The organism is Streptomyces sp. NPDC055749 (assembly GCF_053617235.1).
The window spans coordinates 59340-73347 of the sequence record NZ_JBSHFH010000032.1 but is presented as its reverse complement, the minus strand read 5'-3'; the positions used below and the strand labels follow the sequence as shown (position 1 = coordinate 73347).

Sequence of the window (14008 nt, the reverse complement as noted above, 5' to 3'; positions counted from 1 at the left end):
GTATTTTTCCCAGGTGACCGACAGCGAGGGGCCAGCGCGGATGCAGACCGAGGAGCCGAAACGGCGGACGGCCGCGCGCAGGCCCCCGGACCGCAAGGCCAAAATCGTCGCCGCCGCGTCCGAGCTGTTCCGTGAACGGGGCTATCACAACGTCTCAGTGGCCGATGTGGCCGCCGAGGTCGGGATCACCGCCCCCGCGCTCTACCGGCACTTCCGCGGCAAGCCCGACCTGCTGTTCCACGTCGTGGACAGCACGATCTCGGTCATCTCCACATCCGTGGCATCCGCACCCGACCTCGACACCTACCTCCGCTCCACGGCGTCCCAGACCATAGACCGCCGGGGATCGGCCGTCCTGTGGCAGCGCGAGGCCCGCAATCTGCCGGAGGACCGGCGCAACGAACAGCGCCACGCCCTGAGCGATGTCGCGGAGGGCATCGGCGCCCTGATCGGGGCCGAGCGCCCCGAACTCGACGACCCCGACCGGAAGCTGCTGGCCTGGGCCGTCCTCGCGGTCTACGGATCGATCTCCTGGCACCGGACATCGCTGCCCCGCCGCCGCTTCGAGGAGCTGCTGTACCGGCTCGCGTACGCCGCCACGCACTGCCCGCTCGGCACCCGGCAGGCCGAAGCGGAGGAGCCGTCCGCCGGCGGGTACGCGGGCCTCGCGATGTCGCGGCGCGAGGAGATCCTGGTCGAGGCGATCCGGCTCTTCGACGAGCGGGGCTTCCAGTCGGTGAGCACCGACGACATCGGCGAGGCCGCCGGGGCATCCGGCCCCAGCATCTACAAGCACTTCCCCACCAAGACCGACCTGCTGGTCGCCGGCGTGATGCGGGGCGGCGAGCAGCGCCGGGCCGGCACGGCACGCGCGCTGTCCGCGCCGGGCACCCCGCGCGAGACGCTGGACCGGCTGCTGCGCTCGTACATCGAGTTCGCCACCGGCCAGAGCCACTTGATCGGCCTGCTGATCGGCGAGCTGGACCAGTTGCCCGAGAAGGAACGCAAGCTGGCCCGGCAGACCCAGCGCGAGTACCTCGCGCTGTGGGTGCGCCTGCTCGACGAGGTGCGGCCCGGACTCGACGCCCCCGAGGCGAGGATCGTCGTCATCGCCGTCCTGACGGTCGTCGACAACGCGGCCCGTACGGGAGCCACGGGCGCCCGGCCGGACCTCGCCGAGCGGCTGGCCGAGATCGGCACCGCGCTGCTCCTGGCGGAGAGCGTTCCCGGGTCCGCGGTGTAGGACCGGGCCTTCCGCCCTCTTGCGCGGCCTTCGGCCGCACTCTGTCCTCAATGGCCGGACAGGCTTGGAAATCAAGCCTGTCCGGCCATTTTCATGACAACTCGGTGACCTTGTGTCCCGTCCCATCCGCGCGGGCCCCGCGAGGGAGCCGTCACACGATCGGCGCGTCCTGCCCCCGCGGGCCCGTCCACCTCTGGACGCGGTGCTCGCCCGCGACGCATGCTGCGGCCCTCCGGCCCGTTGGGACGCGAGGCGACCGGATCGGATCGCCCGCTTCCGTGGGAGCCCTCACCGCGGCTCCACGCGACGACCACACCAGCGCGGCCGGCCTCACCCTTCGCTCCGTCGACGAAAGCGGGCCGCATGAGCTCGTCCCCATCCCATCCCCCGTCGCCGCCACCGGCCGCGACGGCCGGCACGCTGGAGATCCAGGACCTCTCCGTGGTGTACGGGCGGTCATTGACCGCGCTGCACGAGGTGTCGCTCGTTGTTCCCGCCCGGGGCATCGTCGCGATGCTCGGGGCCAACGGCGCCGGCAAGTCCACCCTGCTGCGCGCCGTATCGGGCACCCTGCCCCTGCACTCCGGCAGCGTCAGCAGCGGTTCCGTCGTCTTCGACGGGGCGCCGCTGACCGGCCGTCCGGCCGCCGACATCGTCGCCGCCGGTGTGGTGCAGGTGCCGGAAGGCCGCCGCGTCTTCGCCGGACTGTCCGTGGCGGACAACCTCCGGGCCGGGCGGCTCGGCGTCTCCGGTCTTGGCCGCGACGACGCCCGCCGGGACCTCGCGGAGGTCTTCGAACTCTTCCCCGTCCTCGCCGAGCGGCGGGGACAGGCCGCGGGTCTGCTCTCCGGCGGCGAGCAGCAGATGCTCGCCATCGGCCGGGCCCTGATGGCGCGGCCCCGGCTGCTGCTCCTCGACGAGCCGTCCCTCGGGCTCGCGCCGCTGATCGTCGCCAGGATCGCCGAGGTCGTCAGGCACATCCACCAGCAGGGCACCGGCGTCCTGCTGGTCGAGCAGAACGCCGCGCTCGCGCTGGAACTCGCCGACCACGCGTACGTCCTGGACGTCGGCCGGGTCCGGCTCCAGGGCCCCGCGGATGAGCTGTCACGCTCCGACGAGGTCCGCCGCCTCTACCTCGGTGAGCAGCCGGAGACCGAGGGCGACGACGACGTACCCGCTCACACGGCGGGCGAGCCCGTCGCTTCGCTGAGCAGGTGGCGCCGGTGATCCGCGATCTCCTGCGCGGGGTCCGCTCCCCCGGCCCGGTGCCCACGGACGACGTGCCCGCGCTGACCGTCGAGGACGTGACCGTACGTTTCGCGGGGCTGACGGCCCTGGACGGCGTCGGGTTCACGGTCGAGCCGGGCAGCGTCCACGCGCTGATCGGTCCCAACGGGGCCGGGAAGTCCTCCTGCTTCAACGTCCTGTCCGGCGTCTACCGCGCGGCGAGCGGCAGCGTGCGCTTCGGCGAGGCGGAGCTGACCGCCCTGCCGCCGCACCGGATCGCTGCCCTGGGCGTGGCAAGGACGTTCCAGAACATCGTCCTCACCCGCGGGACGGTCGCGGACAACCTGATGCTCGGCCGTCAGACCCTGACCCGCGCCGGGTTCACAGCAACGGCGCTACGCCTTCCCGGTGTGGTGCGGGAAGAGCGCCGCCACCGCGAAAGGGTCCTGGAGATCGCCGAGTTCACCGGTCTGGGTGCTCTCGTCGACGCACCGGTCACGCTGCTGTCCTACGGCGATCGCAAGCGGGTGGAACTGGCGCGGGCCCTGTGCATGGAGCCCAGGCTGCTGCTTCTGGACGAACCCGTGGCAGGCATGAACACGACCGAACGCCTCGGCATGGCCCGCACCATCGCGCAGATCAGGGACGCCCTCGGCATCTCCGTGCTGATCGTCGAGCACGACATGGGCATGGTCATGCGGATGGCGGACGAGGTGACCGTCCTCGACTTCGGCCGGCGCATCGGCGGCGGCTCGCCGGAAACCGTCCAGCGCGATCCGGAGGTCGTCCGGGCGTATCTCGGCGGTGCTCCCGCCCCGGCCCCCGCAACCGTCCCGGCACCGGGCGCCCCGCATGTGGAGGAAGCCCCATGAACACCCTTGTCCAGACACTGTTCAACGGCATGGCCCTGGGTTCGGTCTACGCCCTCGTCGCTCTCGGATTCTGTCTCGTCTTCAAGGCGTCCGGTGCGGTGAACTTCGCCCACGGCTCGCTCCTGCTGCTCGGCGGATACCTGGTCGCCGTCCTCCACGAGCCCCTCGGCTTCGCCGGCGCCCTCGCCGTCGCCGCCGCGGGGACGGCGGGCGCCGCGGCGCTCGAAGCGCTCGTGCTCCGCCGGGTGGCGAAGGCCAACGGACCTGCCGTGCCCACCATCCTCACCATTGGCATCGACATCCTCCTGCTCACCGAACTCGCCCGCCGCATCGGCGGCGACGTACTCGGCACCGGAGACCCCTGGGGCGCCGATGTCGTGAGCCTGGGCGGCGTGACCGTCGCCCAGGCCCGGGTGTACTCCCTGCTCGTCGCCGTGCTCCTCGTCGGCGCGTTCCTGGTGGCCTTCCGGTGGACGGGATGGGGCCTTTCCATGCGCGCCCACTCCTCGGACGCCGAGGCCGCCGCGCTGATGGGCATCCGCGGCAACCGGCTGCGGATGAGCGCCTGGATGCTGGCGGGCGTGCTGGCCACCGTGGCGGCCGTCTTCCTCGCGGCGTTCCCCGGCACCGGCATCGACCGGACCACCGGTCAGATCGCGCTCGCCGCCTTCCCCGCGGCCGTACTCGGAGGGCTCGGCTCGGTCGGCGGCGCGCTGCTCGGCAGCGTGGTGGTCGGCATGGCGGAGGCACTGGCCACCGGATACCAGCAGCAGTTGAGCGGGCTCGGCTCCGGACTCGCCGAGGTGGTGCCGTACGCCGTGATGGTGCTGGTCCTGATCGCCCGCCCGCAAGGCCTGCTCGGAGCCAAGGAGACCGCCCGTGTCTGACACGAAATCAGTGATCCGCAGGGGCCTGGTGCCTGGACTGCCCGCCACCGGCCCCCGTCGGATCGCCGCTCTCGCCTGCGGTCTGCTGCTGCTCGCGACTCCCCTGTACGTATCGTCGTTCTGGCTCCAGACGGGCCTGTTCGCGATGGTCGCGGTGATCGCCGCCATCGGTCTGAACATCCTCGTCGGAACGGCCGGACAGCTCTCCCTCGGTCACGCGTTCTTCCTGGCGGTGGGGGCCTACGGCTACACCTGGCTGGCCGACGACGCCCACAGCTCCGGCGCCGCCGAGCTGTCCGGCGTCGGACTCCCACCGGTGCTCGCCTTCGTCGCGGCGGTGCTGCTCGCCGGTGTGGCGGGCGCGGCCTTCAGCCCCGTATCGGGCCGGCTGCGCGGCATGTACCTGGGTGTGGCGACGCTCGCCCTCATCTTCTTCGGGCACCACGCGATGCTCAACGCGGAGTCGTACACCGGCGGGTTCAACGGCCGGACCGTGCCCGACATGGAGATCCTCGGCCTGAGCCTCGGCGACGCCGACGACGGCCTCACGGTGCTCGGCGTGCCCTTCGGAGGGCTGGAGCGGCTCTGGTACTTCGGCCTGGTGCTGGTCCTGGTGGCCGCCGTGGCCGCGCGGAACATGCAGCGGGGCCGGCCGGGCCGCGCGCTGGGCGCGCTGCGCGACAGCGAGGTGGCCGCCGCCGTGATGGGGGTGCCCGCCGCGCGCTACCGGGCCGCCGCCTTCACGGTCTCGTCGATGTACGCGGGCGCCGCCGGCGCACTGCTGGCCCTCGCCTCCCAGCGGGTCGTGCCGGACTACTTCAGCCTGCTGCTGTCCATGGACATGCTCGCCATGATCGTGATCGGCGGCCTCGGTTCCGTGGCGGGCGCCGCACTGGGAGCGGTGTTCGTCAGCGTGCTCCCCCAGCTCCTCGCCCACTACGCCTACGCGCTGCCGCTGGTCGTGGCCGCGGGCTCCGGCGAGCCGGGTCTCGGCTCCGCGGACGCCGCGCGGTTCCTCTACGGCGCCGCACTGGTCCTGACCCTGGTCTTCGCCCCGGCCGGACTCATCGGGCTCGGCCGCGGCCCCCGCAGGGCAGGGCGCCGCCTCGCGGTGCCCTGGCCGCGGCGGCCCCTTCCCGCCGCCGCCGTACCCCTCTCCCCGACTTCCGCCGGTGCCACCACCGGCGGCGACACCCTCAAGGAGCACACACCGTGAACCGCAGGCACACCCTCAGAGCCGCCGCCCTGGCCACCTCGATCGCGATCGTCCTGGCAGGTTGCAGCACGAAGGCCGGAGACTCCACCGGATCGACCGACAAGTCCGGCATCAAGACCGGCCCCGGCATCACCAAGGACAAGATCAGCGTCGGCGTCCTGACCGACCTGAGTGGCCCGGTTGCCCCGCTCGGAAAGAGCGCGCTCCAGGCCGAGCAGCTGTACCTGAAGCAGGTGAACGCAGCGGGCGGCGTGTGCGGACGCTCGGTCGAGCTGACCGTGCGCGACCACGGGCTCGATGTGCAGAAGGCCGTCTCCGCCTACGCGGAGATCGAGCCGCAGGTCGCCGCTCTCGCCCAGCTGAGCGGCTCGGCGCAGACCGCCGCGCTGCTCGACAGCATCGAGAAGGACGAGCTCCAGTCGATCCAGATCGGAGCCTCCGGCACCGTGCTCGGCAAGCCCCATCTGCGGCTGATGGCCAGCACGTACGACATCGACATGGTCAACGGCGTCGGCTTCCTCGTGAAGGCCGCGAAGCTGAGGAAGGGCGACAAGGTCGGCCACGTCTACGTCGAGGGCGAGTACGGCGGCAACGCGGCCGAGGGCGCGAAGTTCGCCGCTGAGAAGGCCGGGCTGAAGCTCGTCGCGCAGACCGTGAAGCCCACCGACAAGGACCTGACCGCGCAGGTGACGGCGCTGCGCGCGGCCGGCGTCAAGGCGATCGTGTTCAGCGGGGTCCCGGCCCAGACGGCGTCCCTCGTGGGCGTCGCCGCCGCCACCGGTCTGAAGGTCCCGGTCCTCGCGAGCGCGCCCGCCTATGTTCCGCAGTTGCTGGCCACGCCCGCGAAGCCCGCGCTGGAGAAGATGCTGTACGTGGCCAGTCCCTGGCCCGCGCTGAGCGTCGACGACCCCTCGGTGAATAAGCTCGTCGAGGACTACACCAAGGCGTACCCGAAGGACCCGGTGAACCAGGCGGCCCAGGCGGGCAACGCGGCCGGCTCACTGCTCGTCGGCACGCTGAAGGCGGCCTGCGACGCGAAGGACCTCAGCCGCGCGGGCATCAACAAGGCGCTGCGCGGCCTCACCGCGTACTCCGAGGGCTTCCACGGGCCGCAGGACTTCTCGGACCCGTCGAAGGCGTCCAGCACGACCACGTACATCGGGCAGCCTGCGGCAGGTGTCCCGGGCGGTATGAAGCAGATCCAGGACGGCGCCGAGGACCCGGCACTCGCCGAGTACCTCGCTTCGCACGGCAGCTGACACAGCGGTACGCGTGACACGACGGCACGGGAGCCGATGGGCTCCCGTGCCGTCGTGCCGCGTTCCAGGGGAAGCTACGCGCACATACGAACGCGGCGCCGGGTTACGGAACCCGGCGCCGCAGTACGTTCGCCCGCGCCCGCTCAACTGCCCGCGGACTGCTCCCCGGCCAGGCGCTCGCGCAGTTCGGTCTTGAGGATCTTGCCCGTCGGCGTGAGCGGGAGGGACTCGACCACCCGCAGGACACGGACCTTCTGGTACGGCGCGACCTGCTCCGCCACGTGTCCCATGAGCTCGTCGGCGAGTCCGTCCGCCGCCTCGACGCCGGGACGCAGGACGACGAAGGCGGCCGGGATCTCACCGGCACTCGCGCTCGGGACTCCGACGACCGCGGCCTGTGCCACTGCGGGGTGGCCGCACAGCATCTCTTCCAAGGGCTGCGGATAGACGTTGTAACCCTTGTAGATGATCATGTCCTTGGCCCGCCCGACCAGGAACAGATGCCCGTGCTCGTCGAGGCGCCCCATATCACCGGTACGCAGCCAGCCGTCGGTGAACTGCCCTGCGGTCAGCTCCGGTTGCCCCTGGTAGCCGTCGGCGACCTGCGGGCCGTGCACCCACACCTCACCCGTCTCCCCGGCGCCCAGAACGGTGGCGGCGTCCGCAGCGCGGACCTCCACGCGTGTGTCGAACACGGCGATGCCGACGCTGCCCAGCGGGGTGGCGAAGGTCGGGTTGGGAGGAGCGCCCGCGACACCCATGCTCGCCTCGGTGAGCCCGTACCCCTCGCATACCAGCGCGTTGGGGAAGACCTCGGCGAGCCGGTGCAGCGCGGTGGTGTCGATCGGCGCGGCGCCGGAGACTGCCATCAGCACCTTGGAGTAGTCGTGCTTCTCCAGGGCGGGGCTGGCGAGCAGGGCGTAGTACATCGCGGGCGACCCGGTGATCGCGGTGACGCCGTGGCGCTCGACATCGGCCAGGAAGCCGTCGGGGCTGAACCCCGCGACCATGATGGTCGTCTGCCCCAGGATGAGGTTGACGCTCTGGGTGACGAGCCCCATGCCGTGGAAGAGGGGGGCGACGGCGATGGTGGCCCCTTCCCCCACCGGCAGCGCGTACGCGTTGAGTGCCTCGGGAACGGGCCGCAGGAAGACGCCGCCCTCCTCGTCCAGTTCGGGCAGGGTCGCCGCGCGCAGGCACGCTGCCTGGAGGACGGCGGCCAGCGCGTTGCGGTGGAGCACGCGCACGGCCTTGGATCGGCCCGTGGTGCCGCCGGTCAGCTGGAGGTGGGCGAGCCCGTCGGGGTCGTTCACGACTCCGGTCAGGGGTGGGGCGGCGAGCAGCTCCGCGAGTGGCACACCGGCCGGGGGCGCGGTCGCGGCACTCGGCGCGGGGGCTGCGGCCGTGCCGGGTACGTGGACGGTGAACCGTACGCCCGGGAGACCGGCGCCGACGAGAGCGGCGGCGCAGGCGGGGTGGGTGACGATCGCCCTGGCGTCGACGTCCTGGAGCTGGTCGACGAGTGCCCGTACGGGCTGGGCGGGGTTGACCGGTGCCACCGTCGCCCCGGCGCAGATCGCGCCGTAGTACGCGACGACGTACCAGAGCGAGTTGGGCATATGCATGGCAACGACGTCGCCGGGCGCGACGCCCCGCTCACGCAGCCCGCCCGCGACGCGCAGCGCCTGCTCGTACAGCTCGGCGAAGGTCAGTGTCTCCTCGCCGTCGCGGACAGCGATCCGATCGGCGAAGGACCGCGCGGCACCGGCGAGGAGCCGGTCGACTCCGACGCTCGGGTAGTCCAGGGACGGGGGCATGTTCTTCGGCCACGCTCTGCTCATGGGAACTCCTGTGCTCCTGATGCCTGTCGAGATGACCGCCACCCCGGAAGAGCACGTAAGTGCACGGGGCGCATCCGAATGAGGATGGACAACCAAAGGCAACGGCTTCACCAAGTGGCGGTCAAGTTAATCCTCAATAACTGATGTGTCTAGATGCTGATCCTGCGCTGCGGAAGCGCTCCCATGAGGCACCTGCGCATGCGTTTCCAGCCACGACTCAAGACGGTGTGTCCACTCACACCACAGCGGTTCCCGGATGGCGCCGGGCACAGAATCCCGGCGGATTCCACGCCCGTTTCGCGGTCCGCCGGACTCAGGACCCACGCGCGCCGCGTGCTGCGACGACCGACGGCGGAGCAGTCGTCCGGTTCGGACAGTCCTGCTCCCCCGCCGGCGGCACCGCGATGACCGCCGAAGGACGGCCCGCGAAGTGCTTCCCCCGGGCCGCTACCCGGCGTACGTCTCGAACTCGGCGACCTTCGGGACGCCGGTCGAACCGGTGATCTCGAAGGTGATCTTCTGCAGCGAGGTCCGGGCGAAGGTGATGACGCCTGCGCCGCTGCCGGAGGTCAGGACGGCGCCGGTGTCGGCGTTGATGAGCCTCCAGGACCCGATACCGCCCGCGGAGCCCGCCGCCTCCCGGATGTTGACCGAGGACACGGCGGTGGGAGAGCTCCACTTGACCGATACCGAACCGGTCGAACCGGCCGGCGACCAGTAGGTGTTCAGGTCACCGTCCCGCACGCTGCCGTAGCTCGTCCCGTCGGCCTTGCTGGAGCCGTCGGAGCCTGCCCCGATGCTGAGGTTGGTCCCGCCGGGCGTGGTCGGTCCCGGCGTGGGCTCCGTCGGTCCCGGCGTGGGAGTGGTCGGCCCCGGCGTGGGAGTGGTCGGCCCCGGCGTCGGGGTCTGCGGCGAGCAACTGCCGTTCGACACCTGCAGACCCTTATTGGCGCCTGCCGTACGGCTCACGACGTCCGGCACACAGCCGGCGTCGTCGAGGCTGTAGGAGTAGGGGATGCTGACGGACGTGTTGGACTGCGGGTCGGGGCCCGCGGGGTTGTTCTCGCTGCTGGGGCTGGACCAGGTCACGTTGTCGAAGATGTTCCCGCTGACCTGCCAGTACCCGGCCGCGTCGGTGTAGAACGTGCCCAGGACGTCCTTGGAGTCCTTGAAGTAGTTGTTGTCCACCTTGGCGCGCGCCCCGGCCCGGGAGTTGATGCCGGACTCGTTGAGGCTCGTGTAGTAGTTGTTGTAGATGTGGGCCGTACCGCCACGCAGCAGGGGCGCACGGGAGTCGATGTTCTCGTACAGGTTGTGGTGGTAGGTGATGAAGCCGTTCGACAGGTCGCTCTCACTCGACCCGACGAGGCCACCGCGGCCGGAGTTGCGCAGGGTGCTGTACGACAGGGTGACGTACTGCGTGTTGTCCTTCATATCGAAGAGGCCGTCGAACCCTTCCGACTCCCCGCCCGACGCCTCCAGGGTGGTGTGATCGACCCAGACGTTGCGGACGTTGCTCTCCATGCCGATGGCGTCGCCGCCGTTGGACGTGGGCGAGCCCGACTTCTTGACGTTCCGGACGGTCACGTTCTGGATGATGATGTTGCTGGAGTCGCGGATGTGGATGCCCAGCTGGTCGAAGACGGCTCCGCTGCCGACCCCGACGATGGTGACGTTGCTGATCTGCTTGAGCTCGATGACGCCGTCGGCGGTGGAGCAGCTGTCGCCGGACACCTTGGCGGTGTTGCCGTGGTTGACGACTCCCTCGACCTCGATGGTGATCGGGGTGCTGCTGCTCGCCCTGCCGCACAGGGCCGCGTGGATCGCGGTCCCCGTGGTGGCCCGCACCGTCTGCCCACCCGTACCGCCGGTGGTCCCACCGTTCTGGGTGGCGTAGCCGGTGGCGCTGCCGGTCGCTGCCGACGCCGCGGGCGTCGAAAGAACCACGCCGGCCGCAGCCGCCATGGCCGTCGTGGCCAGCGCCGCACAGAGTCGGAGTACGACTGGTCGTCTCATTCTGGTCTCTCCATTGCTCTTCGAATGTCGGGGGTCACTGAGGCGTTCCGTGGGCGTGCCTTCGGCTGCCGGCCTGTCTCCGCGCAGCCCTCATCGGCTCCCGTGCACGGGAGCTGTTCTCGATCTGATCGGGTCGACTGCAGCGCCAAGGACCGGAGTTCGAGGCTGCCGGAACATGCCGAGGGATCCCCACGGGATGGAAAGCGCTTTCTATCGCGCAGCTTAGGGTGGCTTCTGTTGGGCTGGCAAGGCTCCGGGACCCGCTACTTCCACCTGAACCACCGTGCCCCGAAAGGCGGTTGGAATCGCGCCGGGACGCACCCGGTGACCGCCCAGCGACTCAGGCAGCAGCCGGCCCCGGAACAGGCACCGGGGGACCAATCCGAAGGCCCCCGCGCTGCGAATAGGTACTGACCGGTCGTGTGACACGAACACGAACGCCGGAAGGACCATGCAGCGGAGTGATCATGAAACAGCGGGACAGAGCAGTGGTGGGCGACGGCGTTGCGGGCGTGCTGCCGGCCGAGAGCACGACGGCACAGGGAGAGGCACGATGACGCACGTCGCGGACCGTCTGTTCACGCTCCTCGGGCGGTACTTCCCCGGCTCCGTACCCGTACGTCTGCGGGCGTGGGACGGCAGCGAGGCGGGCCCGCCCGGAGCTCCCCTCATCGTCCTTCACTCCCGTCTCGCCCTGCGCCGCCTTCTGTGGCGGCCGGACGAGCTCGGGCTTGCCGATGCCTACATCGCCGGGGAGATCGACGTCGAAGGAGATCTGGGCGCCGCCCTGAGCACGGTGTGGCAGAAGGCCGGCGGCCAAGGACCTCTCCCCCGGCCACGCCCCGGGGACCTGGCCGAATTCGCCGCGACCGCGCTGCGGCTCAGGGTGGTCGGCCCCCGTCCGTCCGCTCCGGGAGCGGCGCGCGCCCGGCTCCGGGGCCCGCTGCACAGCAGGGCCCGTGACCGGGCGGCCATCAGCCACCACTACGACATGTCCAACGACTTCTACGCCCTCCTGCTCGACGAGTCGATGGCGTACTCCTGCGGCTACTGGGCCCGCCCGGACGATCCGGGCTACCACCTGGCCGACGCCCAGCGGGACAAGCTGGATCTGATCTGCCGCAAGCTCGGGCTCACCGAGGGGATGCGCATGCTGGACGTGGGCTGCGGGTGGGGCGCACTGAGCCTGCACGCGGCGCGCGAGTACAAGGTGCGGGTCACTGCGGTGACGCTGTCCTCCGAGCAGCGTGAGTTCGTGGCCGCGCGGATCGAGGAACAGGGTCTGTCCGATCTGGTGGAGGTGGAACTGCGCCACTACCGGGACATCGAGGGCGGCGGGTACGACGCCGTAAGTGCGATCGAGATGGGCGAGCACGTCGGTGACGCCGAGTACCCGGCGTTCACGGCGCGTCTGCACAGTCTGCTGCGACCGCGTGGCCGTCTGCTGGTCCAGCAGATGTCGCGCGGGGCGGACGCGCCGGGAGGCGGGGCCTTCATCGAGACGTACATCGCGCCCGACATGCACATGCGTCCCGTCGGCCGCACGGTCGACCTGCTGGAATCGGCCGGTCTCGAGGTGCGCTCGGTGGAGTCGTTGCGCGAGCACTACGCCTGGACCATCGCCGCCTGGCACCGCACGCTGGAAGAGCGCTGGGACGATTTCGTGGCCCTGGTCGGTGAGCCGACGGCGCGGGTCTGGCGTCTCTATCTCGTCGGCAGCGGTCTGGCGTTCGCCGAACGGCGCATGGGGGTCGACCAGATCCTCGCGGTTCGCTCCACGCGGAGCGGCGACGCCGCCATGCCCGCCACCTTGTCCCACTGGTACGGAACGGAGGCGTCTTGATGAGCGGCTATCCGTGGGCGGCCTTCGCCGCCAATCTGGCGCCGGCCGCCGGCGCCGCCCTCGCCGTCATGCTCGTCGTGTTCGTCGTGGCCTCGGCCAAGGGCCTGCACCGGCTCGTGGACGTCGCCTGGGGTCTGTCCTTCACGGCGGTGGCCGTTGTCTCGTACGTGATGTCGGCCGGCCACGGTGACGACACGACGCGTCTGCTGATCACCATCGCGACCGCCCTGTGGGGTGTGCGGCTCTCCGCCCACATCGCGTGGCGCGGACACGGGCACGGTGAGGACCCCCGCTACGAGCGCATCCTGGCCAAGGCGCCCGGAAACCGCACGCTGTACGCCCTGCGCAAGGTGTATCTGCTGCAAGCGGCGCTGGTGTGGCTGATCTCCCTGCCGGTCCAGGCGGCGCAGTACGTGCCCGAGCCGTTCGGGGCACTCGGGATCGCGGGTCTGGTGCTGTGGGCGGCGGGGCTCGCCTTCGAAGGGGTCGGGGACTTCCAGCTCGCCCGTTTCAAGGCCGATCCGGCCCACCGCGGACGCGTCATGGACCGCGGCCTGTGGAGCTGGACGCGCCACCCCAACTACTTCGGCGACTTCCTCGTCTGGTGGGGCCTGTTCCTCATGGCGTGCGGTGCCTGGCAGGCCGCGGCCGTAGCTGTCGTCTCGCCCGTCGTGATGACTCTTCTCCTGACCATGGGAAGCGGTAAACGGCTGCTGGAGAACCACATGACCGGCCGCCCCGGATACGCCGAGTATGTGGCCCGTACGAGCGGCTTCTTCCCACGCCCACCCCGCCGCCGTCCGGTCGAAGAGAATCGGCACGGCGCATGACGGCAGCTCACGGCATGCGGTACGCGGCGAGGGACGCCGACGGGCATCGCGCCCTGCGCGCACTCGTCGTGCCGGCCGCGGCCGAGGGAGCGGTGCTCCTCCTGCACGGCGGCCGGTCGGACGCGCTGACGCCACCGCCACTCCTCAATCTGCCCGGCCTGCGCATGAGGCCGTTCGGCAGCGCGATCCTGAAGGCGTCCCGGACTCACGGTCTGCTGCTGGCCACGGTGAACTACCGCCACCGCGGATGGAACGGATCGCGCAGCGACCCCGTACACGACGCAGTCGAGGCACTCGGCCAACTGACGCTCCTCGCCCCGCGCAGGCCCGTCGTGCTGGTCGGACACTCCATGGGTGCCAGGGCGGCCCTGCGTGTGGCCGGGCACTCCGATGTCAGCGGGGTGGTGGCCCTGGCACCGTGGTGCCCACCGGGCGAACCCGTCGCACACCTCCGGGGCAAACACGTCGTCGTCCTCCACGACGAGCAGGACCGCGTGACCGACGCCCACGACTCCTGGGACTTCGTCGGAAGGGCCCGGGACGCGGGGGCGCAGGCATGCGGCATCGCCATGCCGACCGGTGGGCACACCATGCTGCGCGACGCGGCCACCTGGCACCGGCTGACCGCATACCTGGCCGCCGGTGTCCTCGGCACAGGGCCCCTGCTTCCCAGCGTGACTGCGGCGCAGAGCGGCGACACCACGCCGGTCACGGCGGACCGTGTGCTTCAGGACCTGCCCGGCAGAAGCCGTCGGATGCCGTGAAGCGGTCCTG

Annotated in this window: 11 protein-coding genes; 9 read left to right on the top strand and 2 right to left on the bottom strand. The window is 71.0% G+C overall.

Translation table 11 applies throughout. From position 1 onward, the window contains the following. The first annotated feature begins 13 nt into the window (after positions 1-13). The 6 genes from ACWGO0_RS23405 to ACWGO0_RS23380 all read left to right on the top strand — a co-directional run bounded on the left by ACWGO0_RS23405 (position 14) and on the right by ACWGO0_RS23380 (position 6704). On the top strand, positions 14-1243 hold the full coding sequence (locus ACWGO0_RS23405; RefSeq protein WP_453538231.1) for a TetR/AcrR family transcriptional regulator: 1230 nt from the start codon (positions 14-16) through the stop codon (positions 1241-1243). Positions 1244-1606: 363 nt separating this feature from the next. Then, complete coding sequence (locus ACWGO0_RS23400) at positions 1607-2470, top strand: ABC transporter ATP-binding protein (protein WP_453538228.1); 864 nt, start codon at positions 1607-1609, stop codon at positions 2468-2470. Further along, on the top strand, positions 2467-3342 hold the full coding sequence (locus tag ACWGO0_RS23395) for an ABC transporter ATP-binding protein (RefSeq protein ID WP_453538225.1): 876 nt from the start codon (positions 2467-2469) through the stop codon (positions 3340-3342). The genes ACWGO0_RS23400 and ACWGO0_RS23395 overlap by 4 nt, the downstream gene beginning before the upstream one ends. Then, positions 3339-4229, top strand: coding sequence for a branched-chain amino acid ABC transporter permease (locus ACWGO0_RS23390; RefSeq protein ID WP_453538222.1), 891 nt, complete (start codon positions 3339-3341; stop codon positions 4227-4229). Before ACWGO0_RS23395 ends, ACWGO0_RS23390 begins: the two co-directional genes overlap by 4 nt. A 13-nt stretch (positions 4230-4242) precedes the next feature. Further along, a complete protein-coding gene (locus ACWGO0_RS23385) occupies positions 4243-5445 on the top strand; it encodes a branched-chain amino acid ABC transporter permease (protein ID WP_453538290.1) in 1203 nt (400 codons plus the stop codon). Continuing rightward, positions 5442-6704 carry an ABC transporter substrate-binding protein gene (locus tag ACWGO0_RS23380; RefSeq protein WP_453538219.1) on the top strand — a complete coding sequence of 421 codons (1263 nt, stop codon included), beginning with the start codon at positions 5442-5444 and terminating at the stop codon, positions 6702-6704. Before ACWGO0_RS23385 ends, ACWGO0_RS23380 begins: the two co-directional genes overlap by 4 nt. A 143-nt stretch (positions 6705-6847) precedes the next feature. On the opposite strand, the gene ACWGO0_RS23375 is transcribed toward ACWGO0_RS23380, so the two are convergent. Then, on the bottom strand, positions 6848-8545 hold the full coding sequence (locus ACWGO0_RS23375) for a class I adenylate-forming enzyme family protein (protein ID WP_453538216.1): 1698 nt from the start codon (positions 8543-8545) through the stop codon (positions 6848-6850). A 447-nt stretch (positions 8546-8992) separates the two neighbouring features. Then, positions 8993-10561, bottom strand: coding sequence for a pectate lyase family protein (locus ACWGO0_RS23370; RefSeq protein WP_453538213.1), 1569 nt, complete (start codon positions 10559-10561; stop codon positions 8993-8995). A gap of 553 nt (positions 10562-11114) precedes the next feature. On the opposite strand from ACWGO0_RS23370, the gene ACWGO0_RS23365 reads away from it, so the two are divergent. The 3 genes from ACWGO0_RS23365 to ACWGO0_RS23355 are packed head-to-tail and all read left to right on the top strand — an operon-like array spanning position 11115 to position 13998. Then, positions 11115-12404 (top strand): class I SAM-dependent methyltransferase, encoded by a 1290-nt coding sequence (locus tag ACWGO0_RS23365; RefSeq protein ID WP_453538210.1) that lies wholly within the window; start codon positions 11115-11117, stop codon positions 12402-12404. Further along, positions 12404-13234 (top strand): DUF1295 domain-containing protein, encoded by an 831-nt coding sequence (locus ACWGO0_RS23360; protein WP_453538208.1) that lies wholly within the window; start codon positions 12404-12406, stop codon positions 13232-13234. The genes ACWGO0_RS23365 and ACWGO0_RS23360 overlap by 1 nt, the downstream gene beginning before the upstream one ends. Next, the gene (locus tag ACWGO0_RS23355; protein ID WP_453538205.1) at positions 13231-13998 is read left to right on the top strand and encodes an alpha/beta hydrolase family protein; all 768 of its coding nucleotides are present in this window, start codon (positions 13231-13233) and stop codon (positions 13996-13998) included. Before ACWGO0_RS23360 ends, ACWGO0_RS23355 begins: the two co-directional genes overlap by 4 nt. Positions 13999-14008 lie beyond the last annotated feature (10 nt).